The following is a 23,133-nucleotide window of genomic DNA, read 5'->3' as shown; positions in this document are numbered from 1 at the left end:
CGGATGGACCCCAAGGAACTTCACCGAAGGGATTTGGCATCGTGGCTACCACGCGCTCCGCACACACGGTCTGGGAAGGCAGCCTGACCGAGGGCTCCGGCACCGTCACCTTCGACTCCTCGGGCATCGGGCAGCAGGCCGTCTCCTGGCCGTCCCGCGCCGAGGAGGCGAACGGCAAGACCAGCCCCGAGGAGCTCATCGCCGCCGCGCACTCGAGCTGCTTCTCCATGGCTCTCTCCCACGGCCTCACCGGCGCGGGCACCCCGCCCACCAAGCTCGTCACGTCCGCCGACGTGACCTTCCAGCCGGGCACCGGCATCACCGGCATCCACCTCACCGTCGAGGGCGAGGTGCCCGGGCTCGACGAGGCCGCCTTCGTCTCGGCGGCCGAGGACGCCAAGGCCAACTGCCCGGTCAGCCAGGCGCTCACGGGCACGACGATCACCCTCTCGGCCAAGCTGGCCTGAGCCCCGCACGACCGCGACGAAGCCGCCGACCGGAGCCATCGGTCGGCGGCTTCGCCCTGTCCGTCGCCGGACGCCCCGCCCGGGCGTCCGGCCCCGGTGCCCGGCCCGCACACCCCGCCCCCGTACGCGGCATTGACAATGGCCCGCTCAAGTTTTGTGCTGGAGGGTGAAGTAGCGCCGCGTCGGAAGGGGTTGTTGGACATGGCACGTGCGGTCGGGATCGATCTCGGGACGACGAACTCGGTGGTGGCCGTCCTGGAGGGCGGCGAGCCAACCGTCATCGCGAACGCGGAGGGAGCCCGCACCACCCCGTCGGTCGTCGCCTTCGCCAAGAGCGGCGACGTTCTCGTCGGCGAGGTCGCCAAGCGCCAGGCGGTCACCAACGTGGAGCGCACCGCCCGCTCCGTCAAACGCCACATGGGCGACGGGAGCTGGCGCTTCCCGGAGGGCGGCTCCGGCATCGACGGCACCCGCTACACCGCTCAGGAGCTGTCCGCCCGCGTGCTGCAGAAACTCAAGCGGGACGCCGAGTCCTACCTTGGCGAGGACGTCACCGACGCGGTGATCACCGTGCCCGCGTACTTCGACGACGCCCAGCGCCAGGCCACCAAGGAGGCCGGGGAGATCGCGGGCCTGAAGGTCCTGCGCATCATCAACGAGCCGACGGCCGCCGCCCTCGCCTACGGCCTCGACAAGGGCGACGACCAGACCGTCCTCGTCTTCGACCTCGGCGGTGGCACCTTCGACGTGTCGCTCCTGGAGATGGGCGACGGCGTCATCGAGGTCAAGGCCACCAACGGCGACACCCAGCTCGGCGGCGACGACTGGGACCAGCGGGTCGTCGAGCACCTCGTACGGCAGTTCAAGAACGCGCACGGCATCGACCTCGGCAAGGACAAGATGGCGCTCCAGCGGCTGCGCGAAGGGGCCGAGAAGGCGAAGATCGAGCTGTCCTCGTCCAGCGAGACCGACATCAACCTGCCCTACGTCACCGCGTCCGCGGACGGCCCCCTGCACCTCGCCGAGAAGCTCACCCGGGCCCAGTTCCAGGAGCTGACCGCCGACCTCCTCGACCGCTGCAAGCGCCCCTTCGACCAGGCCGTCAAGGACGCCGGCGTGGAGCTCGCCGCCGTCGACCACGTCATCCTCGTCGGCGGCTCCACGCGGATGCCCGCCGTCGGCGACCTGGTGCGGGAACTCACCGGCAGGGACCCGCACAAGGGCGTCAACCCCGACGAGGTCGTGGCCCTCGGAGCGACCCTCCAGGCGGGCGTGATCCGCGGCGACGTGAAGGACGTCCTGCTGCTCGACGTGACACCGCTGTCCCTCGGCATCGAGACCAAGGGCGGCATCATGACCAAGCTCATCGAGCGCAACACCACCATCCCCACCCGCCGTTCGGAGACCTTCTCCACCGCCGAGGACAACCAGCCCTCGGTCGGCATCCAGGTCTTCCAGGGCGAGCGCGAGATCGCCGCGTACAACAAGAAGCTCGGCGTCTTCGACCTCACGGGCCTGCCGCCCGCACCCCGCGGCGTGCCGAAGATCGAGGTCACCTTCGACATCGACGCCAACGGCATCATGCATGTCTCCGCCAAGGACGAGGCCACCGGGCGTGAGCAGCGCATGACCGTCACCGGCGGCTCGGCGCTGCCCAAGGACGCCATCGACCGCATGGTCCGCGAGGCGGAGGCGCACGCCGAGGAGGACCGCAAGCGCCGCGAGGCCGCCGAGACCCGCAACCAGGCCGAGCAGCTCCTCTACCAGACCGAGCGGTTCCTGCGGGACAACGGCGGCGAGGACGGGCGCATCCCCGCCGACACCAAGGCCGAAGTGGAGGCCGCGGCGGACGAGTTGAGGCCCCTGCTCACCGGCGACGACACCCTCGCCATCCGGGCCGCGGCGGAGAAGCTCGCCGCCGTCAGCCAGCGGATGGGGCAGGCCATGTACGCGGCCGCGCAGGCGAACCAGGGCGACCAGGCCGGTCAGGGGGCTCAGGAGAGTGGCGGCGGCGCGCAGGACGCCCCGCCGCCGGGGGACGCCGCCGGGCAGGGAGACGGCGGGGCCGGGGCCCGGGGCGGCGCCGACGAGGGCGTCGTCGAGGCGGAGATTGTGGAGGACGAGCCGGAGGGCGGGAAGCGGACGGACGACGGGGCGGGGCAGGGCGGTGGCCCGGGGCACGGTGGTGGCCCCGGGCAGGGCAGCGGCGAGGACGGGCAGCCGCCCCGCGCCTGACGGCGATCAGGACCCGTCAGGCCCGGGCCCCCGTTCCCCGAGGGCGCGAGGCGCCCCGGCTACGCCTTGGACTGGAGGTACTTGACCGTCGCCGGGTCGGCCGGCAGCAGGGTCTCGATGGCCAGCTCGGCGACGGTCACGTCCATCGGCGTGTTGAACGTGGAGATCGACGACACGAAGGACAGCGTCCGGCCCTCGTGCTCGATCCTGAGCGGCAGCGCGAAGTGCGCCACGTTCCCGTCGGCGGCCGCGTCCTCGCCGGGATCGGCCACGGGGTACGCCGCCACCTCGTCGTACAGCGCCTTCAGCTCCGCCGACCGGTGCAGGGCGATCTGCCGCCCCATCTGGTGCAGCAGGTGCTCGCGCCACTCCCGCAGATTGCGGATCTTCGGGGCGAGGCCGCGCGGGTGCAGGACGAGCCGGATCGCGTTCGGAGGCTGTTCGAGCAGATCCTCGGGGATGCCGTCGAGGAGCATCGCGATGCCGCTGTTCGCGGCGACCACCTGGTACGTGGCGTCGACGACCAGGGCCGGATACGGCTCGTAGCCCTGCAGCAGCTGTTCGAGACCGGCGCGCAGCGTGGCCATCGACGGATCGTCCAGCGGCGTCTGCTTGAAGCGGGGCGCGTACCCGGCGGCGAGCAGCAGCGCGTTGCGTTCGCGCACGGGCACGTCCAGGTGCTCGGCGAGCTTCAGGACGAAGTCCTCGCTGGGCTTGGCGCGGCCCGTCTCCACGAAGCTGATGTGGCGTGCGGAGGAGTCCGCGCGCAGGGCGAGATCCAGCTGGCTGACGCGCCGCTCCTCCCGCCAGGCGCGCAGCAGCGCGCCCACCTCGGACGGCTCGGCCGCACCGGACGGCGCGGCGGCGCGTGGGCCCTTGGCACGGGTGGCCCGGGCGTTCTGGGGGCCGACTTCACTGTTCCGGCGGCGAGGCGCGACAGTTGGCATGGCAAAACGGTAATCGAGCAAGACGGTAATCGAGCAAGACGGCAATCGAGGAGGAGCGGAGGAGCGCATGACGAATCCATGGGACCCGCTGTCGTGGGAGGCCACCGCCGCGTACCGGGCCCGGGTGCGCGGCTGTCTGCTCGGCGGCGCGGTCGGAGACGCGCTCGGGTACGCGGTCGAGTTCAGCTCCCTCGACGCCATCCGCGCCGACCACGGCCCGCGCGGACTGCGGGCACCGGTGGCCGACGCGACCGGCGTCAGCCGGATCAGCGACGACACCCAGATGACGCTGTTCACCGCCGAGGCCCTGCGGACCGCGCACGCCCGCGAGCGCCGCAAGGGCATCGGGGGCGCGGCGCCGAGGCTGGTGCAGCAGGCGTATCTGCGCTGGCTGGACACCCAGCACAAGCCGCGCCCCGAGCCCCGGCCGAACCTGGGCGCCGACCCGTCGGACGCCCCGCAGGGACCCCCGCACCCCGCCGACCTCAGCTCCCAGGCCTGGCTGTACGCCCGGCGGGCCCCCGGCAACGCCTGCCTGAGCGGAGCGGCGCAGGGCTACGCGCCCGACCCCGCCCTGGAGCTCGGCCCGCACGGCCGCGTCAACCCCGATTCCAAGGGGTGCGGCACCGTGATGCGCTCGGCACCCTTCGGGCTCACGCGCGCACCCGCCGACCGCGCCTTCGAACTCGCCGCGCGCTGCGCCCAGATCACCCACGGCCACCCGACCGGCTACTACGCGGCGGGCGCGCTCGCCGCGATCGTCGCGCACCTCGTCGAGGGCGACTCCCTGGAGGGCGCCGTCCTGCGCACCCTGCGGCTGCTCACCCGCTACACCGGACACGAGGAGACGTCCACGGCCCTGACCGCCGCCGTCGACCTGGCCGCCGCGGGCGGGCCGAGCGCGGAGCGCGTCGCGTCCCTGGGCGAGGGCTGGGTCGCCGAGGAGGCCCTGGCCATCGGCGTGTACGCCGCCCTCGCCTGCCCCGGCGTCGAGGACGCGCTGCTCCTCGCCGTGAACCACTCGGGCGACAGCGACTCCACCGGCTCCGTCTGCGGCAACCTTCTCGGGGCGCTGCGCGGCGACCACGAACTGCCCGAGGAGTGGGTGCGGTTGACCGAGGGCCGCGCGGTGATCGCGGCGGTGGCGGACGACTTGGCGGGGGAGTGCGCGCGGCGCTGAGGGCCCGCCGGGCGGGGGCGGTCGCGCGGCGGGGGCGTCGGCCGCGCGGCCGGATGTGTGCGGCGGTGGCCCGCGGAGGTGTGCCGCCGGCGCTCCGCCCGGCAGGGTGCTGTGGCAGGCTGGCAGGACAGGGTGCACACCCGCACAAACGCAGGAAGGAGCGCGGCCATGCCTCTCGAACCGCTGTCGCAGAAGGAGATCGAGGACCGGCTCGCCGAGCTTCCCGGCTGGTCCCTCACGTCGGGCGGCACCGAGTCCGCCGCCTCCGCCGGATCGGGTGCCTCCGCCGGATCCACTGCCGCCGAGGTGAAGCTCACCCGCGCCTACGGCCTCCCCTCGCACTTCGCGGCGACCGCGTTCGTCGTGCACATCTCCCAGGTCCAGGAGGAACTGGACCACCACGCCGAGCTGACCCTCGGCTACAACACCGTCACCCTCGCCGTGAACACCCACAGCGCGGGCGGCACCCTCACCGACCTCGATTTCGAACTGGCCCGCAGGGTCGAGGCACTGGCGACGGGCCACGGAGCGGAATGATGCGGGACGGAACGGGGCGGGCCGCCGTGGCGGGACGTGCGCTGCCTCCTGGGGTACGTCCCGGGGCGGCCGTGCGCCGGTCGCCCGGGCCGGTCACGGCCATGCGGCGCCCGCCCGGTGCGCGACCCGCAGGAAGCCGTCCGCCGGGACCGGGGCCCGGCCGGGGCCGCGCGGGGTCCGGAGCGGGTGCCTGATGCTCGACTACGGCAAGGAGGCGGTGCGGTACGACGCGTCGCGCGGGGGTGAGCCACGGGCCGTGGCCGCCGCCGACGCGGTGCTCTCGCTGCTGCCGCCGGGGACGGACGCGCTGCTCGACGTGGCCTGCGGCACGGGCCTGGTCACGCGGTGCCTCGCGACGCGGCCGGGGCTGCGGGTGGTGGGTGTGGACGCGGCGTACGCCATGGCGCGGATGGCCGCCGACCGCGTACCCGGTGGGATCGTGCTCGGGGACAGCAGGCGCCTGCCGTTCCCCGACGCCACCTTCGACGCGGCGACGGCGGTGTGGCTGCTGCATCTGCTGTCCGACCCGGACGAGGCGGCCGCCGTCGTCGGGGAGTGCGCACGGGTGCTCCGGCCCGGCGGGGTCCTCGTCACCACCGTCGACAAGGCCGCCTCGCACGACGTGGGCAGCGACATCGACGCGGCGCTCGCGGGCCGCCCCGTGCGCTCGGCGGTCGACGGGGCGGCCCGCGTCGAGCAGTACGCGGCCGCGTACGGTCTCATCCGCGCGGGCCGGGCCCGCTTCCGGGGCCACGGCCAGGGCCGCAGCCCCCGCAGCACGGCCGAGGACCTGCGCCGGGGCTGGTTCACCAGCGTCCCGCCGGACAGCCCACTGGCGACCCGCTTCGAGCGCCGCCTCGCGGAACTCCCGGACCAGGAAGTCCGGCGCCCCGACCCGGAGTTCGCCCTGCACGCGTTCCGCAAGCCGCTGGACTGAGGAGTCGGGCCCCGACCCCGCCCGGGCACCGCTTTGCCGAAACGGCAACGCAGATGGCCGAACTCGCTGGAGAAGGGGCAGGCTGGCGACGTAACCACAAACGGGTGCGGAAGCGCTGAGGGCGTAGGAGAGGCGGCGGTGGCTGTGGCGGAGCATGAGGGTGCGGCGCACGGGGCGGACGCGGGGCAGGGGCGCGGGGCTGAGCGCGGGTCTGGCCATGGGTATGGCCACGGGGGCGGCCAGGGCGAAGGCCATGGCCATGGGCACGGGCACAGCCACGGGCACGCCGACATCGACTGGGCCGTCATGGCCCCCGTCCTTGAGCAGAACGCGGAGGTCACGGCCCCCGTCTACCGCGAGGTGGCGGCCTGGCTGCGTGACCTGCGCGAGGTACGCGAGGGCGGGCGCTCCGGAGTCGATGGTCGCCCCGGTGCCGACGGCCGCCCCGCAGTCGACGGTCGCGCCGACGGGAGCCCCGCCGACGGCGACCCGTCCCTGATCGTCGACGCGGGCAGCGGCCCGGGCGTCGTCACCTGCCTGTTCGCCGAGGTGTTCCCGCAGGCCCAGGTGATCGCTGCGGACCCCGAGGAGGCGCTCTTGGAGCGCACGGTGGAGCGGGCGGCACGCCTCGGCCTCGCGGACCGGGTGCGCACGCACCGCGCGGAACTCCCCGACGGCCTCGGCGAGTTGCCGCCCGCCGACCTCATCTGGGCGGCGCGCTCCGTGCACCACGTGGGCGACCAGGTGGCCGCCCTGACGGCGCTCGCGGACCGGCTCGCGCCGGGCGGCACGCTCGCGATCCTGGAAGGGGGCCTCGCGCCGCGCAGCCTCCCGCGCGACTTCGGCATCGGCCGCCCCGGGCTCCAGGCCCGCCTGGACGCGGCCAACGAGGAGTGGTTCGCGCGGATGCGGGCCGACCTGCCGGGCGCGAAGGAGGCGACGGAGGACTGGGCCGCGCTGCTCACGGCGGCGGGCCTGCGCCACGTGGCGACGCGCAGCTTCCTCGTCGACCTGCCCGCGCCGCTGGACGACGGGGCCCGCGACCACATCGTCACCACCTTCGGCCGCTACCGCGACCTCGCCGCCGACACCGAGAATCCGATCCTCGCCCCCGAGGACCGCGCCACCCTCGACCGCCTCCTCGACCCGCAGGACCCCGAGAGCCTGCACCGGCGCGCCGACCTGTTCCTGCTGACGGCGCACACGGTGCATGTGGCGGTGCGGGAGGCGTGAGCCGCTCACCCGCCCGCCCCCTCACCCCCGCAACTCCTCCAACCGCACCAACGCGTCCCGCACCGCCACCCGTTCCTCCTCCGTGAGCTGGACCCCGGCAGCCCGTTCGAGCAGCCGCGCCGCGAGCGCGTCCTCCCCGAGCCGCTGGGCGATGTCCCCGCGCAGCACCAGGAGCCGCAGGTGCTGCGCGGGCGTGGGCTGTTCGTCGGTCAGGGCGAGGGCCCGGTCGATGACCTTCGCGGCGCCCGCGAGGTCCTCCTTGGAGTCGACGAAGACGTCCGCGAGGTGCAGGGCCCGCGCGAAGGTCTCCTTCGGGGCGGGCCGGTGCGTCTGGTCGTCGCTGATCGGCTGGCCGACGCGGATGCTGTTCCCCGCCGGGTCGGTCATCAGGAACTGCCGCACCCCGTACGACATGTCCTTCAGCGGCCCGATGCGCGGCAGCCCCCGGCTCGGGATCCTCCCGTACGCGGCCTTGAGCCCCGCGCGGAAGGCGGTGTGCAGCGAGTCCACGTCGTCCGTGAGGATGTAGCACCCCGATATCGACGCGGCGGGGTCGTACTGCTTCATGCCGAAGAACTGCAGCTCCACGGTGCCGCGTTCGACGACGGCGTACGCGTACGGGCTCTTCTGGAGGTAGGTCGTCTCGAACCCCAGGGCGGTGTAGAAGTCGACGATCGGCTGGACGGTCACGCAGGGCAGCAGGGGGATGGTTTTCTCGGCCATGCCGGTCAGTCTAATCAAACTTGAATAGATGGAGTGAGGGGTTACGCCTCGACAGCAGGGACTCCCTTGCGGGCGGTCGCCGGTCTCAGCAGTGGCCAGGCCGGGCGTACAGAGTCACGCGGGCGTGCGAGGACCGCCAGGAGCGGCACGCCTCGAAGCCGTCGCCGAGAACGTCCCGCTTCGCGGCGGCCAGGGCGGCCGGGTCCGCGGGGGCGCCGGTGGGATCGCCGACCGCGAGGACGCGGTCCTGTGCGCGCACGCGGGCGCGGAGCGTGGCAGCGGGGACCTCGCTGCCGTACAGGGTGTGGGAGGCGGACGGGCTCCGGTCCAGGGCCACGTCGCGCAGGCCGTCAGCCGCCCAGGGGTGGGGGAGCGTGGACACGCGGCGCCAGTGCGGCAGATACAGCACGGCGTCGCCGTCCGACCCGAGGGCGTGCATCGCCCGTGCGACGGCGCTGACATCGTCGCTGCGCCCTGCCGGTGTGCGCAGCTCCGCCATGGCCGGGACCTGCACGACCACCGCGACCGCGGCGACGGCACCGGCGACGGCCGCGCGCCACCCGCGGGCACGGGCCGCGCGGTCGAGGGCCGCGCCGACAAGCAGGGCGAACCCCGCGAGGCAGTACAGGACGTAGCGGTCGACGTAGAGGGGTTTGACCACGGCGAGCAGCATCAGAAGCAGGGTGGGTGCGGCGAGGAGCGCGAAGGCGAGACGAGGGAGGCGGGTGGACTCCCAGGGGTCCCGGGTGGACTCCCGGGCCCTGGCCGGTGCGCTCCACACGAGGAACGTGGCGCAGGCGAGCCCGATCACGCACAGGCGGACCGCGCCGGTGTATGCGTCGGTGTTGACCTCGAGCCAGTCCACCTGAGCCGATTGGCGTCGGCTGAACAGGGCAAGCGGTGTGACCGCGACGACCACCGCGGCGGCGGCAGCGGCCCACTGACGACGCGCGCCCCGCCCCACCGCCACCGCGTGCGCCGGCAGCGCGAACACCGCGAACTCGTGCAGCAGGCAGGCCGCCAGCATGAGCGGCGCGTACCCCGCCCAGAACCGGGGCCGTGGCGCCTCGGCCGCGCGCACCAGCGCATACGTCGCCCAGACGACGAGCGCGCACACCATCGCGTACGAACGCCCCTCCTGCGCGAAGCGCTGCACCGGCGGCTGCGCCGCGAAGGCGGCTCCGGCGAGCAGTCCGGCGCGCGGCCCCTGGAGCCGCCGCCCGATGAGGGCCACGCCCGCCGTCGTGGCGGCTGTCGCCAGGACGGACGGCAGCCTCAGCACGAGCAGCGGGTCGATGTCCCCGAAGAGCGAGCAGAGCGTGAACAGGCCTTTCATCAGGAGGTAGTAGAGCCCATGCACGGCGTCGGCCGTGCCCAACGTCTGCCACAGGTCGCCGACTCCGCGGTTCGCCATGTCGTACGTCACCGCTTCGTCGCGCCACATGGCGCCACCGCGCCGGATGCCCCACACGCCGAGCGCGAGCGACAGCAGCACCCCGGGAAGGGCCGCCGCGGCTGCCGCCCGGCGGGTGCGCGCGGGTCTGCGCGGAGCGGGCTCGAGGTGGCGGGCCGGGGTGGCCGGGCGGGCTGTCTGAACGGCGGCGATGGCGTGCTCCTGGGCGTGAACGTCGGACAAGGGGGCCTCGTGCGATGACCGACGGGGTCTCGTCCGATGACCGAAAGCCGAGTTCAGCGGCGCGCCCATTGATAGGCAGCCCCGCTTCGCCGCGCCTATCAATTGCTAGCGTGGGAGAGGACTTTGATCAGGGGGCGGCCACGGGGGGCGGTTCTGGATGGGGCGTCGCGAGAAACCGCTGGAGCCGTCCGCGGGGCCGGTGCAACGGCTCGCGTACGAGCTGCGCGAGCTCCGCGCGGAGGCGGGCGGACCGACGTACCGCACGCTCGCGCACCGTGTCCCGTACTCCGCGCCCACGCTGTCGGCCGCCGCCGCGGGCGAACGCCTCCCGTCACTGCCGGTGCTGCTCGCCTACGTCGAGGCCTGCGGCGGGGGCGTCGAGGAGGCGGAGGAGTGGGAGCGGCGTTGGTACGAGACGCTGGCCGCCGCCGAACCGGCCCCCGACGGGGGAGAGTCTCCCTACCCCGGCCTCGCCCGCTTCGGCCCCGCCGACCGCTCCCGCTACCACGGCCGCGACGACCTGGTCGCCGAACTCCTCGCCCTCACGGCCCGCCGCCGCGTCACCGCGATCGTCGGGGCGTCGGGCAGCGGCAAGTCGTCGCTGCTGCGGGCGGGGTTGGTGCCGGTTCTACGGGAGTCGGGGGCTGGGGAGGCGGACGCCCCGGCTGATGCGGCTCGGCCACGCGCCGAGACTTCCGAGGGGGCGGCAGCTGAGGGAGTGCTGCCCCGGGGTGCGCGTGCCGGGCGGACGGCCGACGCCTCAGGCGCGGTGCGGCTCGCCGCGATCCGTATCCTCACGCCCGGCGAGCGCCCGGCCCACACCCACCGCGCCCTCTTCGAACCCGATGGCGGCGCGGGCGACACCCTCCTCGTCGTCGACCAGTTCGAGGAGGTCTTCTCGCTCTGCCGCGACCGGGCCGAACGCGACAGGTTCCTCCAACGACTGCTCGCCGCCCGCGACCCCGGCAGCCGACTGCGCGTCGTCCTCGCCGTGCGCGCCGACTTCTACGGCCGGTGCGCCGAGCACGGCCCCCTCGCCGACGTCCTGCGCGACGCGGCCCTCCTCGTCGGCCCCATGCCGCCGCACCGCCTCCGCGAGGCCATCGTCCGGCCCGCCGCCGCCGAACGCCTCGTCGTGGAGCGTGCGTTGACCGCGCGCATGGTCGCCGACGTCGGCGACGAGCCGGGCGGCCTGCCGCTCATGGCGCACGCGCTGCGCGAAGTCTGGCGGCGGCGGAGCGGCAAGACGCTGACCCTGGCGGCGTACGAGGCGATCGGCGGTGTGCGCGGCGCCATCGCGCACACCGCCGAGGACGTCTTCGGGAGCTTCGGCGCCGCCGAGGCCGCGACGGTGCGGGCGCTGCTGTTGCGGATGGTCGCGCCGGGTGACGGCACGCAGGACACCCGGCGCACCGTCGACCGCGCGGAGCTGCCCGCCGACTGCGGCGCCGTACTCGAACGCCTCGTCGCCGCCCGGCTGCTGACCGTCGACGGCTCCCGCGTCGACCTGGCCCACGAGGCGCTGATCAGCGCGTGGCCCCGCCTGCGCGGCTGGATCGAGACGGACCGCGAACGGCTGCGGCTGCACCGCTCGCTCACCGAGGCGGCCCTGATCTGGCGCGATCTGGACCGCGACCCCGGGGCGCTCTACCGGGGCACGCGCCTGGCGGCCGCCCGTGAGGCCTTCACCGACGCCTCCGGAGCCGAGGAACTCACCGCTCTGGAGCGCGAGTTCCTCGACACGGCGGTCGCTGCGCACGACCACGGCGCCCGCGTGCGGGCCCGCTCCGTGCGCCGCACCCGTACGCTCCTGTCGGCGCTCGCCGTCCTGCTGTGCCTCGCGGCGGTCGCGGGCACGGTCGCCTGGCAGCAGAACCGTGCGAGCGACCGCCGGGCCGCCGAGGCCGAGGCCCGCCGCATCGCGGGCATCGCCCAGACCCTGCGTGCCTCGGACCCGCGCACCGCGATGCGTCTGGGCGTCGCGGCGTGGCGGATCGCGGATCTGCCGGAGACGCGGGAGGCGGTGCGGACGGCGGGGGCGCAGCGGGAGAAGGGCTCGTTCTTGGGCAGCGCCGCCTTGAACACGCTGGACGCGCGGGGCGGCATGAGTGCGGACGGCCGTGAGGCGATCGTGACCGACCGTGGCCGGGTGACGCGGTGGGACCTGCGCGACGGGAGGCGCGTCGCGACGTACGACATGCCCGGTGGCTCCCAGGAGTTCTACTTGGTCAGTGGCGACGGGCGCCTCATCGCCAAGCCGGGGAAGCGCGGCTACACCATGTGGGACGTGCGGAAGGGCCGCGTCCTGGGGAAGCCGCTCGGGCCGGGCTACGCAGCCGACACGGAGGCGGACTTCGGCGCGGACAACCGGTCGTTCGTCATCCAGACGAGGCGCCGTGACGGGACCGCCGTCGAGGTGTGGGACGTACGGCGGCAGCGCAGGGTCGCGCGGTTCACCGGGGACATCACGAGCAACAGCCCCTTCCCGCTGCTCAGCCCCGATGGGCGGCTGCTCGCCACCTGCTCGAACGACGGGCGTCGCCTGACCGTTCGGCAGTTCGGCGGCGCACGGCCTCTGCGTATGACCTGGCCGTCAAAGGTGCAGAGGCAGGCCTGCGGCGCCGAGGAGTGGACCTTCACACCGGACAGCCGTGCTGTCGCCTTCACCGCCGAGGGCGGCTTCCGTACCTGGGAGGTGCGGTCCGCACGGGAGCGCCCACGCATCGACCTGCCCTACGCCGAGGAACGATCCGTGGACTTCAGCGCGGACGGTACCTGGGCGGCCACGGTCAGCGGCAGGCAGGTCGCCCTGTGGCGGACGGCGACGCCCGGCACGCCGCTGATGCGGCACACCCTTGAGAGCCGCGGTGTCGGCGGTGTACGTCTGGACGAGTCGGATGGCGCCGTCCGGCTCCAGGACGGAGCGCGCATGATCGCCATCGACGTGCGTGACGTCCTCAAGAACAGATGGCTCGAACAGCCTCTTGAATCAGCCGAGTTCAGCCCGGACGGGCGCACGCTGGCAGCCGCCCAGGCGCGAGGGAAGGGCACGGCGATCCAACTGCGCGACGCCCGTCGTGGCGGCGTCACCACCTCGCTCCTGAGTCGGACGTGCCAGTCCTGCGACCGCCCCCTCCTCGCGTTCTCCCCGAGCGGTGGACGCCTCGCGTACGCGAGCGACGAGAAGGGCCAGGGGGCGACGACCGTCCGCCGGTGGAACGTCGCCACGGGCCGCCAGGAGCCGCGTACGACGGTCCCGTCGACCGTCGAGAGCCTCGCCGTACCCGACCAGGGCCGTCCCCTCACCACATCGGGAACGCCCGCCGAGATGAACGACGACGAGAACCGGCAGGTCGATGTCTGGAGAGTGGACGGCGGCACCGAGACCCGGCTGCTGCGTCGGCGCACCACTGCCTTCGGCAGCGTGCTGTCGTCCGACGGCCGCACCATCCTGACACTGAGCGGCAACCTGATCGACCTCCGAACCGGCCGGTCGACAAGCGTCCTGCGCGGCGCGAGCCAGGTGGAGACGGCGGTCTTCAGCCCGGACGGCCGCTTCCTCGCCGTGTCCGAAGGCGGCGGCAAGGTCACCCTGTGGAACGCACACGGCACCCGCCTGCTCGGCCTCCTCACACCCGGCTCCTACGACATCGCCGCGGGCGATCCGCTGCTCCTCGCCTTCTCGCCCGACAGCCACCACCTGGCCCTGGGCCGCGAGGACGGCACCGTACGCCTCTGGGAGACCGGCACCCCGCGCCTCGCCAGCGCCGAATACCCCGGCACCGACGGCCCCGTCCTCGCCCTCGGCTTCACCCGCGACGAACTGCGCGTCACCACCCCACGCACCCCCGTCCGCACCCTCCCCCTCTCCCCGGAGCGGGTCGCCGACCGGGCCTGTGCGCGTGCCGGAGGTGGTCTCACCCGTAACGAATGGCGGACGTATTTGCCCACTCTGGAGTATCGGCGGACGTGTTGAGGGATGGTGGGGGGAGGGAACGGGACACCTGACCCAGGGGGGCGCGGATGGCGAACGAGCTGATGCGGTGGGAGTCGGACGAGGGGCCGGTCGTCGTGGAGGTGGACTCCAGGGACCCGGGGTACAGGTCCGTGTCGCGGCGGGACGGCGACGGTGAGATCCACGATGTGGAGGGCCGGTTCGAGTCGGCGCTCAGCAACGTGCGCGGCGCCGCGCTCTCCGCCCTGCGGACCTTCCGTACGCAGGCACTCGACCCCGACGAGATCTCGCTGGAGTTCGGGGTCAAGCTGAGCGCCGCCGCGGGCGCCGTCATCGCGAAGACCGCCGCCGAGGGGCACTTGACCGTCAAACTCACCTGGTCCCGCGAGGACGCGCAAGGCGAATAATGGCGGACATGCACTGGCGTGCCCGCATCGGCACGGTCGGCGGTGCGCCGCTGGGCGCGGGCGTCCTTGTCGACAGCACCCGCCTGATCACCTGCGCCCACGTCGTCGACGGCCTGCGCGAGATCCGTGTGGCGCTGCCCGGCCGCGCCGACGGACTGCGGGCCACCGTGTCCTGGTCCGGGGACTGGCGGCGCTTCGGCGACACCGGCGACATCGCGGTGCTCACGCTCGACGAACCCTTACGCGTACCGGCCTGCGTCTTCGCCCCGCTCGGCGCGCTGCGGCCGCGCGCGGGCCGCACCGCGTACGTGCTGCGCGCCCTCGGCTTCCCCGAAGGGCACGAGGAGAACGGCACCCATGTCACGCTGCGCACCAGTGAGGACCGGCAACTGAGCAGTGAATGGCTGGAGATGGATGTCGAGCAGGCCCATCTCCAGCGCCTGGACGAGGGGTTCAGCGGCGCCGCCGTGTACGACATCGAGTCCCGCCAGGTCGTCGGGATCGTCACCGACGCGGTACTCGCCGGCGACCAGGAGGGCTACCTGGGCCGGATGCTCTCCCTGGACGTCATCCGCCGCCACTGGGAGGGCCTGGACGACCTGCTGCCCCTCGACTGGCTGCCGCCCGCGCCGCGACGCGAGCTGCGCGCCCTGTTCGATGGCATTCAAGTCGAGCCGAACGCACTGGAGTTGGCGGTGCGGCGGGCCTTTCCCACGCTGCGGCGCGATCCGCCGCCCTTCCGGTCGGTGTGGCAGACGGTCCGGTACGTCGCCGAGGAGCTGACCGGCGAGGACCGGCTCGCCCGGCTCCTCTGGGAACTCGGGCAGTGGTCGCCGGGCGGCAGCGGGCCGGGCGTCGCGGCCTGGACTCGGCGGTGGGTCCCTGGCGATCGGGAGGGGGAGTGGGAGGGGGAGGGAGAGAGGGTGGGGGAGCCCGGCGCGGGGCTTCATGGAGGGATCCAGGGGTGGCGTCCCGGAGAGAGACAGGGGGGACGTCACGGCGGGATCCGTGGAGGGGGTTACGGGGGGATCCAGGGCGGGCCCCACGCCGGGCCGGGTGAAGGGCCGGGCGGGGGCGCTCGGGCCGAGGCGCCCCCTCCCACCGGCTCCGTCGTGTTCCGCGCCGAGCCCATGACCCGCGGCGGCAGCCTGGAGCTGTCCGTGTGCACAGTCGTCGACGGCGTGCCGGTGGGGAGGGCCGGGCCCGTGCGGATCCGCCGTCAGCAGTTGCAGGCGCGCGTCGAGGCACTGCTCGCCGAACAGGTCGGCAGGATCCACGAGTTCGACTGGATGCTGGAGTTCGTGGTGCCGCCGGGGCTGATGAGTGAGCCGTACGAGGAGTGGCACATCCGTGAGCCCGGTGCCGCCCGGCCCCGCCCCATGCGCACCGTGCCCGTCGTCGTCCGGCACGTGGAACGCCTCAAGCCGCTGACCGTCTCCCGGCTCACCCGCAAACGCTGGGAGACCGTCCGGGCACGCGGCGAGACCCGGCCCGTGCCCGTCGACTGCGGACTTCGCTACGGCTACGAGCAGTTCTACGGCTGGCTCGACGCCGACGACGACCTGTGCGCCCTCGCGTACGCCGCCCGGCCCGTCGACGACTGGCTCTCGGCCGCCCTCGACACCGGAGTGCCCATCATGCTGTGGCGGCGGCACGACTGTGGCGACGACGACCACGCGATGTGCGCGCCCAAGGCGTTCCTGGACCGGCTCACCGAGGCGGTCGCCACCCTGGAGCCCGACCGACTGCCCGTGGAAATCATGAAGTTGCGCAAGGAGGCGCGCTCCCCGCACAAAGGGGACGCCGATCACTGCGGGCACCGCCTGACGTTGTTCTGGGACGACCCGGAGCGCATGCCTGATCCACCGCTGGCCATGGGGAACACCATGGGGAGCCCGATGGGGAACAAAGGGAGCGCCTGAGATGCCGACGCCGCCGACGCCAGCCTCGTCCGACCCACCGCCGCACACCCCGCCTTCCGGCCCTCCGCCTTCCGGCCCTCCGCCTTCCGGCCCTCCGCCCTCCGACTCCTCGCCCCCTGGCCCTGCGCCCTCCAGCCCCCCGACCTCCTGGCAGATCTACTCCGGCACCCGCACCCCGCACGACGGCATCACGCGCCTCCCGGCCCCGCCGCCCTGGCGGACCTTCAAGGGCGGCCCGCCCCTGCCCACCCCGCCCGGCGACTCCGGCAACCAGCACGCGGCCGTCAGCTACCGCCCGAGCGCCGACGCCGTCCGCCAGGTCAACGCCGCCCTCTATCTGCGCAGGCCGCTCCTGGTCACCGGCGCCCCCGGCACCGGCAAGTCCTCCCTCGCCTACGCCGTCGCCCACGAGCTGGGGCTCGGCAAGGTCCTGCACTGGCCGATCACCAGCCGCGTCACGCTCCGCGACGGCCTCTACGCGTACGACCCCCTGACCCGCCTCTACGCCGCCGAACGCGCACGCCACGACGGCACGGGCGGCAACGGCGCGGGAGGCAACGGGGCGAGCGAGGCGCGGGGCAACGGGGTGGACGGCGGCGGTGCGGACAGCGCCGGGGCAGGCGACCGCCCGGCGGGCGACGACATCGGCGACTACCTCCGCCTCGGCCCCCTCGGCACCGCCCTGCTGCCGTTCGCCCGGCCCCGCGTCCTGCTCGTCGACGAGATCGACAAGAGCGACATCGACCTGCCCAACGACCTGCTCACCATCTTCGAGAAGGGCTCCTACGAACTCGTCGAGCTGGCCCGCCGCGCGGCACCCACCGCCCGGGTGATGACGGCCGACAGCACCAAGGACCGGGTGGAGATCCGCGACGGCACCGTCACCTGCCGGGCCTTCCCCCTCGTCGTCATGACGAGCAACGGCGAACGCGAGTTCCCGCCCGCGTTCCTGCGCCGCTGCGTCACCGTGGACCTGAAGCAGCCCGCGACCCTCGACGAGCTGACCGCCATCGTCCGTGAGCACCTGGGCCCCGTCGTCGAGGATGCGGACGGGGCGCTCCCGGCCGGGGTGCGGGACGTCATCCAGCGCTTCTTCGACCGGCGCAGCGGCGGTCTGCTCGCCAACGACCAACTCCTCAACGCCATCTACATGTGCCACCACGCGGCCCTCACGGAATCGCCCGAGAGCGTCGCGAAGCTGGCCGACCAGGTGATGCCGTTCCTGACCGCCGAGGCGGCGCGGTCCGATGACGCTTGACCGGCTGCGGGACCTGCTTGCCGCCCTCGGGCCGCCCGTCACTCCGCTGGCCCTCGCCGAGATGCTGTGGCTCGCGGAGCGGCTGCCGCCGGGCGAGGACGGAGCCGGGGGCGGGCAGCTGCCGCCGCTCGGCGAGGGGAGGGTGGGAGGCACCCGCACGCCCGGCCGTCCCGGCGGCCACGGCCCGGGAGCCGGGGGAGGCGGAGGAGCCGGGGGAGCCGAGAGCGCCGGAGGATCCGGTGAGGCCGAAGGCGGCAGCCCCGGCCACGACGGCCGCGACCCCTCCGGACCGGCCCGCACGGACGCCGACGCGGCCACCACCGACCCCGGCGCGACCACCACCGACACCGCCCCCAAGGCCCCCAGAGCCGCCCTGCACCTCCCACGCGGCGCCCCCCACCCCGGCGCCGACGCCGACGACGTCCTCGTACCCGCCCCGCAGGCCCTGCGCCACGAGCTGGCGATCCAGCGCGCCCTGCGCCCCCTGAAGCAGCGCGTCCCCGACCGTCGCCGCCGCGTCCTCGACGAGGCGGCGACGGCCGCGCGCGCCGCGGAACACCCCGGTTCGCTCCCGTGGGCCCCGGTCCTCGTGCCCGCCACCGACCGCCTGCTCAGCCTCGCCCTCGTCGTCGACACCGGCCCGGCCATGACCGTGTGGCGGCCCCTTGTACGGGAGTTGCGCGAGGCCATGCAGCGCACCGGCGCGTTCCGTGACGTCCGCGTGTGGCACCTCGCCGACCTCGGGAAGCGCGTCGGCGTGCGCTCCTCGCCCCGCGGCCCGGCCATCGCCCCCGCGGCCGTGCTCGACCCGACGGGCCGTCAGGTCGTCCTCGTCCTCAGCGACTGCTCGGGCCCCCACTGGTGGGGCGGCCGCGCGGGCCCCGCCCTGCACCTGTGGGCCGGGCGCGGCCCCACCGCGCTCCTCCAGCCGCTCCCCGAACGCCTCTGGCGGCGCACCGCCGCCCCCGCCGTCCCCGGCCGCGCCATCGCCTCCCGCGCGGGCGCCCCCAACACGGCCCTGCGGTTCACCCCGCACGACGGCAGCGCCCGCCGCCCCGCCGGGGCCGTCCCGGTCCCCGTCCTGGAGCTCGCCCCCGAGTGGCTGGCCGACTGGGCCGGTCTCCTCATGGCCCAGGGCGACCACCACCGCGACACCGCCGTCACCTACGTCACCGCCGACGCCTGCCCGCAGGAGCAACCCGTCGCCGAAGAGGGCGACTTGCCGATCACCGAACGCATCCTCCGCTTCCAGTCTGCCGCCTCGCCCACGGCCGCCGACCTCGCGGCGCACGTCGCCCTCTCGGTGCCCGCGCTGCCGGTGATGCGCCTCATCCAGCAGCGCGTCACCCCCGGCTCCCGGCCGAGCGACCTCGCCGAGGTGCTGTTGAGCGGCCTCCTTGAGCCGGTCGACCCGGCCAGCGGCCTCTACGACTTCGTACCGGGAGCGCGCAGCGCCCTGCTCCAGACCCTGCCGCGCCCCGAGTCCCTGGCCGTCGCCGAACTCCTCGGCCGCATCGGCGCGGAGATCGAGGCCCGGGCGGGCTCGGCGACGCGCGCGTTCCGGGCGGTGGTGGCCGTGGCGGAGGGGGCGGGCAGCCGGGGGCTCGGGGCGGCGGGGGAGCCGTTCGCGCTGGTGAGCGAGGAGGCGTTGGGGCTGTTGCGGGGGCGGGCGATACCGGTGGTGGAGCGGCCGGTTGAGGCGGAGCGGCCGACGGCAGTGGAGGGGGAGTCGGTCACCGCGCCGCCCCCGCCGGCCCTGTCGGCGGCGGTGAACATCCCGAGGCCCAGCGCGGCGTTCGTCGGCCGGTCCGGGGAACTCCAGCGCCTCGAAGCGGACCTCTTCGGAACAGACGTCCCCTCCGACAGGTTGCGGGTGGTCGTCGTCCACGGCATGGCGGGCGTGGGCAAGACGGAGCTCGCGGCGGCGTGGGTGGAGAGGACGGTGCCGACCCGCCCGCGGGGGACCTGGTGGTGGGTGCGTGCGGACTCGGCGGAGGAGATACGCGAGGGTCTGCTCGCGCTGGCCCACGCACTGAACCCCGCTGTCGTGGGCGCGCTGCCCCGGAGCGCGGGCGTCGAATGGGCCGTGTGGTGGCTGGCCTCGCACTCGGACTGGGTGCTCATCCTCGACGACGTGCGCGACTCCGCCGACGTGCGGGACGTCCTGGCCCGACTCGGTGCCGGTGGCCGGGTCCTGATGACGAGTCGGATCACGACCGGGTGGGGTCCGACGTTTCTCGCGGGCCAGGGGGCCGTCCTGACGCCGATGAACCTCGGGTCTCTCCAACTCCCCGAGGCCGTCGAATTGTTGACCACGTTGGCGGGCAAGGCCGCGGCGCTGGACGGCGCGGCGGCCCTCTGTGAGGAACTCGACTGTCATCCGCTCGCGGTGACGCGGGCCGCCGTGAACATCGCCCGTACGAGAATGTCCGTCAAGGAGTACCGGAGGCTGACCGGCCGCCGTCAGGGCGGCGACCGGAGTTCCCTCTTGCGGAAGGTGGTGCGCGCGTCCGAGGATCCCTTGGCGGCGCGGGTCCTGAACGTGCTCGCGTGGCTGGCCCCCGATCCCGTACCGCGCTCGGTGGTGTCCCGCGTGGCAAGTGTCCGGGAGCTGGGCAGAGCCCTGCGGTTTCTGGAAATCCTCGGCCTCGTCGGTGTCGACGACGAGGTGATCCAGGTGCACCCCGGAGTCCAGCACGCGGTCCGCACGGCGGACGACTCCACTCCGTTCCGGAGCCGCGAGGCCGTCGGCTGGGCCCGTGCCGAGGCCGCCGTCTGCCTCGCCAACACCCTGCCGCGGGACCCGAAGGCCGTCTACACCTGGCCACGCTGGCGCGAAGTGCTGCCGCACGTCCTCGCGTTGGCGGAGCACGTCCGGCCCGAGGACGACTCCGCGCCGCTCGCCTCCTCGCTCGCGCTGACGGCGGGATACGTCCTCGCCCAAGGGCAGCCGGAACGGGCCGTCGGGATGCTGGAGCGTGCCGTCGAGAGCCTGCGCAGGATCTCCGGGGCGGACGCGCCCGAGACCCTGGCCGCGTCCGGGCAGCTCGCAGGGGCGTACCGTGCGGCAGGGGACGCGCGGCGGGCCGTCGCGCTGTACGAGAGCATGGTGCTCGCCCTGGGCAGGACGCTCGGCGCGGGCCAGAGCGAGACCCTCGCGCTCCGCCTCGAACTCGCGGCGACGCACCTGGAACTGGGATCCGTGCCGGAGGCCCGGCAGCAGTTCGACGCGGTGCTCCAGCTCAGCACGGAGAGGTACCCGCAGGACGACGAGCACGCGCTGGCCGCACGCGCGGGCCTGGCGGACACCGTGCTGGAGGACAACGCGCAGGAGGCGGTGTCCCTGTACGAGGACACCCGGGCGGAGTGCCGCAGGATGCTGGGCGACGAGCACCCCCTCACGATCGACGTACGCGGCAAGCTGTCCGCCGCCGCCCACCGGGCGGGCGACCACACGCGGGCGCAGAGCACGGCGGAGTCGACGCTGGCCTCCTGCCGCCGCGCCTTCGGGGACGACCACCCGCGGACCATCAGGGCCATGAGCGACCTGGCGTACTTGTACGAGGACTCCGAACGCCTGCGGCCCTGGGCGGTCGAGGCGTACGAGGAGGCGCTGGCGAACAGCACGGCGGTACGCGGCCCGCGGCATCCGGAGACCCTGGCCCTGGGGGACCGGCTCGCGGGGGTGCACACGCGGGACGAGAACTGGCAGCGTGCGATCGCGCTGTACGAGAAGTCGCTCGCGGCCCGCGCCGCCGGGCTGGGCGACGACCATCCGGAGACCCTGCGCACGGTGGAACACCTCGCCGGGGCGCACGGCTCCGCGGGGGCCTGGGACAAGGCCGTCGCGCTGCGCGAGCGCGTCCTCGACGCCCGGAGGAGAGCGCTGGGGGACGGGCACGCCGACACCTGGCCGTCCTACGACCGGCTCGCGGACGCCCAGCGCGAGGCCGGCAACGTACAGGACGCCCTCCAGCTGTACGAGCGGGTCCTGGACTTCAGGAGGGCGGCGCTGGGCAGGCAGCACCACGACACCGTGACGACCCTGGAGGCCGTGGCGCGCGTGCGCTTGGACGCCGACGACGTGGACCAGGCCCTCGCCGCGTACGTGCAGGCCATGGAGTTGCGGCGGGGTGCGCAGGGGGAGCTGCACCCCGACACGCTCGCCGCCGTCCGCCGTGTCGCCTGGCTGTACGCGCAGACGGGTGACACGCAGAGCGCCGTCGTGACGTACCGCAGGACCGTGAACCACTGCGCCGCCGTGGGCGATGTCTGGCACGCGGTCGCCCTGCTGGAGTGGGCACGTGCGCATGTGGCCCCCGCACTCGGCGACGACCATCCGGAGTCCCTCAGGATCCAGGAAGAGCTGAATCACCTGCGCCGCCGCTGAAGGGGCGGCGCAGGTGGTCCGCAGGAGTCACCTGTCCGTCAGGACTGCCGGAACTACATCTCCGCCGGGTCGGGGCCGAGCCGCCGGTCCTCGTTCAGCGCGCTGATCGCCGCCATGTCCTCCGGGTCCAGCTCGAAGCCGAACACGTCGATGTTCTCCTTGATGCGGGAGGGGGTCACCGACTTGGGGATGACCACGTTCCCGAGCTGGATGTGCCAGCGGAGCACGATCTGCGCGGGCGTGCGCCCGTGCTTCTGGGCGATGGCGATGATCGCCGGGACCTCCAGGAGGCCCTTGCCCTGGCCGAGCGGCGACCAGGCCTCCGTGGCGATGCCCTGCTGGGCGTGATACTCACGGGAGGCGCGCTGCTGGAGGTGCGGGTGCAGCTCGATCTGGTTCACCGCGGGGATCACCGACGTGGCGTCGATGAGGCGGTCCAGGTGCTCCGGCAGGAAGTTGGAGACGCCGATGGACTTGGCGCGGCCGTCGGCGAGAATCTTCTCGAAGGCCTTGTACGTGTCGATGTACGTGTCCGCGGACGGCATCGGCCAGTGGATCAGGTACAGATCGACGTAGTCCAGGCCCAGCTTCTCCAGGGAGGTGTCGAACGCGCGCAGCGTCGAGTCGTACCCCTGTCGGTCGTTCCAGAGCTTCGTCGTGACGAAGAGCTTGTCGCGGTCGATTCCGGAGGCGGCGATGCCCTTGCCGGTGCCCACTTCGTTCTCGTAGACGGCCGCCGTGTCGATGCTGCGGTACCCGGACTCCAGGGCCGTCGCCACGGCCCGCTCCGCCTCGTCGTCCGGCACCTGCCAGACACCGAAGCCCAGCTGCGGCATCTCGATGCCGTTGTTCAGGATGATCGGGGGGACCTTGCTCACGAGCTCTCGATCCTTATACGTCGTCGGGTGGTACATCCATGGTCAACGATCAGGGACCGGGCCGCATTCCTGGCGTGGCGTTCCCGCTGTCCGGCGCCCTGAGAATGGCTAGATATAGCTCCGACCTTATCGGTCCGAACCATTGACCGCGTCCCGTCATGACGCAACTCTGTTGCACGTCACTGAACGCAGGCCATCCATGTGAACACCCAAGGCGCATGTGTGGCAACTCGTCTCAGTGACTCCTGAACCCCCACTTTTCAGGAAGGCAGGAACACGCACATGAACACTCATGAGACGGAGACCCCGGAGGTCGCCCCGGTCTCTCCCGAGACCGGGCCCATCGGCTGGCAGACCCCCGAGTACACGGTCGTGGAGACCTCGCTCGAGGTCACCGCGTACCGCCTCGCCGACCGGTAGACCCGCCC

General features: G+C 73.7%; 16 protein-coding genes. 12 read left to right on the top strand and 4 right to left on the bottom strand.

What is annotated here, in order from left to right; genetic code table 11:
* The first annotated feature begins 41 nt into the window (after window positions 1-41).
* Both ACZ6AA_RS25105 and dnaK read left to right on the top strand, forming a co-directional pair.
* Window positions 42-467: an OsmC family protein gene (locus ACZ6AA_RS25105; RefSeq protein WP_144321797.1), complete on the top strand. Its 426-nt coding sequence runs from the start codon at window positions 42-44 to the stop codon at window positions 465-467.
* A gap of 201 nt (window positions 468-668) precedes the next feature.
* The gene (gene dnaK / locus ACZ6AA_RS25100) at window positions 669-2,702 is read left to right on the top strand and encodes a molecular chaperone DnaK (protein ID WP_471460083.1); all 2,034 of its coding nucleotides are present in this window, start codon (window positions 669-671) and stop codon (window positions 2,700-2,702) included.
* Window positions 2,703-2,761: 59 nt separating this feature from the next.
* On the opposite strand, the gene ACZ6AA_RS25095 is transcribed toward dnaK, so the two are convergent.
* Window positions 2,762-3,649 carry a helix-turn-helix domain-containing protein gene (locus ACZ6AA_RS25095; protein ID WP_471460082.1) on the bottom strand — a complete coding sequence of 296 codons (888 nt, stop codon included), beginning with the start codon at window positions 3,647-3,649 and terminating at the stop codon, window positions 2,762-2,764.
* Between the two features lie 67 nt (window positions 3,650-3,716).
* Here ACZ6AA_RS25095 and ACZ6AA_RS25090 point away from each other — a divergent pair, with 67 nt between their 5' ends.
* From ACZ6AA_RS25090 to ACZ6AA_RS25075, 4 genes are all read left to right on the top strand, one after another.
* On the top strand, window positions 3,717-4,829 hold the full coding sequence (locus tag ACZ6AA_RS25090; RefSeq protein WP_468454663.1) for an ADP-ribosylglycohydrolase family protein: 1,113 nt from the start codon (window positions 3,717-3,719) through the stop codon (window positions 4,827-4,829).
* A gap of 168 nt (window positions 4,830-4,997) precedes the next feature.
* Window positions 4,998-5,366 carry a 4a-hydroxytetrahydrobiopterin dehydratase gene (locus tag ACZ6AA_RS25085; protein ID WP_468454665.1) on the top strand — a complete coding sequence of 123 codons (369 nt, stop codon included), beginning with the start codon at window positions 4,998-5,000 and terminating at the stop codon, window positions 5,364-5,366.
* A gap of 193 nt (window positions 5,367-5,559) precedes the next feature.
* A complete protein-coding gene (locus tag ACZ6AA_RS25080; RefSeq protein ID WP_468454667.1) occupies window positions 5,560-6,303 on the top strand; it encodes a class I SAM-dependent methyltransferase in 744 nt (247 codons plus the stop codon).
* A gap of 306 nt (window positions 6,304-6,609) precedes the next feature.
* Entirely contained in the window at window positions 6,610-7,536 is a 927-nt protein-coding gene (locus ACZ6AA_RS25075) for a methyltransferase (protein ID WP_468454669.1), read from the top strand.
* Window positions 7,537-7,557: 21 nt separating this feature from the next.
* Here the strand turns inward: ACZ6AA_RS25075 and ACZ6AA_RS25070 are convergent, their stop codons facing one another.
* Both ACZ6AA_RS25070 and ACZ6AA_RS25065 read right to left on the bottom strand, forming a co-directional pair.
* Window positions 7,558-8,259, bottom strand: a complete 702-nt coding sequence (locus ACZ6AA_RS25070) for a bleomycin resistance protein (protein WP_468454671.1) — start codon at window positions 8,257-8,259, stop codon at window positions 7,558-7,560.
* 85 nt (window positions 8,260-8,344) lie between these two features.
* The gene (locus tag ACZ6AA_RS25065) at window positions 8,345-9,895 is read right to left on the bottom strand and encodes a glycosyltransferase family 39 protein (protein ID WP_471460079.1); all 1,551 of its coding nucleotides are present in this window, start codon (window positions 9,893-9,895) and stop codon (window positions 8,345-8,347) included.
* Between the two features lie 157 nt (window positions 9,896-10,052).
* On the opposite strand from ACZ6AA_RS25065, the gene ACZ6AA_RS25060 reads away from it, so the two are divergent.
* From ACZ6AA_RS25060 to ACZ6AA_RS25040, 5 genes are read left to right on the top strand one after another with little or no spacing between them, the layout of a single operon-like run.
* Window positions 10,053-13,871 carry an nSTAND1 domain-containing NTPase gene (locus tag ACZ6AA_RS25060; RefSeq protein ID WP_471460077.1) on the top strand — a complete coding sequence of 1,273 codons (3,819 nt, stop codon included), beginning with the start codon at window positions 10,053-10,055 and terminating at the stop codon, window positions 13,869-13,871.
* 47 nt (window positions 13,872-13,918) lie between these two features.
* Window positions 13,919-14,257, top strand: coding sequence for a CU044_2847 family protein (locus ACZ6AA_RS25055; protein ID WP_468454676.1), 339 nt, complete (start codon window positions 13,919-13,921; stop codon window positions 14,255-14,257).
* A gap of 8 nt (window positions 14,258-14,265) precedes the next feature.
* Window positions 14,266-16,179, top strand: a complete 1,914-nt coding sequence (locus ACZ6AA_RS25050) for a VMAP-C domain-containing protein (protein WP_471460075.1) — start codon at window positions 14,266-14,268, stop codon at window positions 16,177-16,179.
* Between the two features lies 1 nt (window position 16,180).
* Entirely contained in the window at window positions 16,181-17,437 is a 1,257-nt protein-coding gene (locus ACZ6AA_RS25045) for an AAA family ATPase (RefSeq protein ID WP_471460073.1), read from the top strand.
* Complete coding sequence (locus ACZ6AA_RS25040; protein ID WP_471460071.1) at window positions 17,427-21,827, top strand: SAV_2336 N-terminal domain-related protein; 4,401 nt, start codon at window positions 17,427-17,429, stop codon at window positions 21,825-21,827. The genes ACZ6AA_RS25045 and ACZ6AA_RS25040 overlap by 11 nt, the downstream gene beginning before the upstream one ends.
* Window positions 21,828-21,880: 53 nt before the next feature.
* Here ACZ6AA_RS25040 and ACZ6AA_RS25035 read toward each other — a convergent pair whose 3' ends face one another.
* Window positions 21,881-22,663: an aldo/keto reductase gene (locus tag ACZ6AA_RS25035; RefSeq protein ID WP_468455053.1), complete on the bottom strand. Its 783-nt coding sequence runs from the start codon at window positions 22,661-22,663 to the stop codon at window positions 21,881-21,883.
* 324 nt (window positions 22,664-22,987) lie between these two features.
* Here ACZ6AA_RS25035 and pqqA point away from each other — a divergent pair, with 324 nt between their 5' ends.
* On the top strand, window positions 22,988-23,125 hold the full coding sequence (pqqA, locus tag ACZ6AA_RS25030) for a pyrroloquinoline quinone precursor peptide PqqA (RefSeq protein ID WP_468454684.1): 138 nt from the start codon (window positions 22,988-22,990) through the stop codon (window positions 23,123-23,125).
* Window positions 23,126-23,133 lie beyond the last annotated feature (8 nt).

The sequence above is a fragment of the Streptomyces sp. NPDC040610 genome, from assembly GCF_055594065.1.
The sequence above is the reverse complement of the archived record's forward strand: the minus strand, read 5'-3'. Positions and strand labels throughout refer to the sequence as shown.

What these genes read in the sequence shown, in the direction of transcription:
- ACZ6AA_RS25075 (WP_468454669.1), top strand. Translation starts at nt 6,610, where the DNA reads ATGGCCCCCGTCCTTGAGCAGAACGCGGAGGTCACGGCCCCCGTCTAC.
- ACZ6AA_RS25035 (WP_468455053.1), bottom strand. Translation starts at nt 22,663, where the DNA reads ATGCCGCAGCTGGGCTTCGGTGTCTGGCAGGTGCCGGACGACGAGGCG.
- ACZ6AA_RS25050 (WP_471460075.1), top strand. Translation starts at nt 14,266, where the DNA reads ATGCACTGGCGTGCCCGCATCGGCACGGTCGGCGGTGCGCCGCTGGGC.
- ACZ6AA_RS25080 (WP_468454667.1), top strand. Translation starts at nt 5,560, where the DNA reads ATGCTCGACTACGGCAAGGAGGCGGTGCGGTACGACGCGTCGCGCGGG.
- ACZ6AA_RS25085 (WP_468454665.1), top strand. Translation starts at nt 4,998, where the DNA reads ATGCCTCTCGAACCGCTGTCGCAGAAGGAGATCGAGGACCGGCTCGCC.
- ACZ6AA_RS25090 (WP_468454663.1), top strand. Translation starts at nt 3,717, where the DNA reads ATGACGAATCCATGGGACCCGCTGTCGTGGGAGGCCACCGCCGCGTAC.
- ACZ6AA_RS25060 (WP_471460077.1), top strand. Translation starts at nt 10,053, where the DNA reads ATGGGGCGTCGCGAGAAACCGCTGGAGCCGTCCGCGGGGCCGGTGCAA.
- dnaK (WP_471460083.1), top strand. Translation starts at nt 669, where the DNA reads ATGGCACGTGCGGTCGGGATCGATCTCGGGACGACGAACTCGGTGGTG.
- ACZ6AA_RS25070 (WP_468454671.1), bottom strand. Translation starts at nt 8,259, where the DNA reads ATGGCCGAGAAAACCATCCCCCTGCTGCCCTGCGTGACCGTCCAGCCG.
- ACZ6AA_RS25095 (WP_471460082.1), bottom strand. Translation starts at nt 3,649, where the DNA reads ATGCCAACTGTCGCGCCTCGCCGCCGGAACAGTGAAGTCGGCCCCCAG.
- pqqA (WP_468454684.1), top strand. Translation starts at nt 22,988, where the DNA reads ATGAACACTCATGAGACGGAGACCCCGGAGGTCGCCCCGGTCTCTCCC.
- ACZ6AA_RS25045 (WP_471460073.1), top strand. Translation starts at nt 16,181, where the DNA reads ATGCCGACGCCGCCGACGCCAGCCTCGTCCGACCCACCGCCGCACACC.
- ACZ6AA_RS25040 (WP_471460071.1), top strand. Translation starts at nt 17,427, where the DNA reads ATGACGCTTGACCGGCTGCGGGACCTGCTTGCCGCCCTCGGGCCGCCC.
- ACZ6AA_RS25055 (WP_468454676.1), top strand. Translation starts at nt 13,919, where the DNA reads ATGGCGAACGAGCTGATGCGGTGGGAGTCGGACGAGGGGCCGGTCGTC.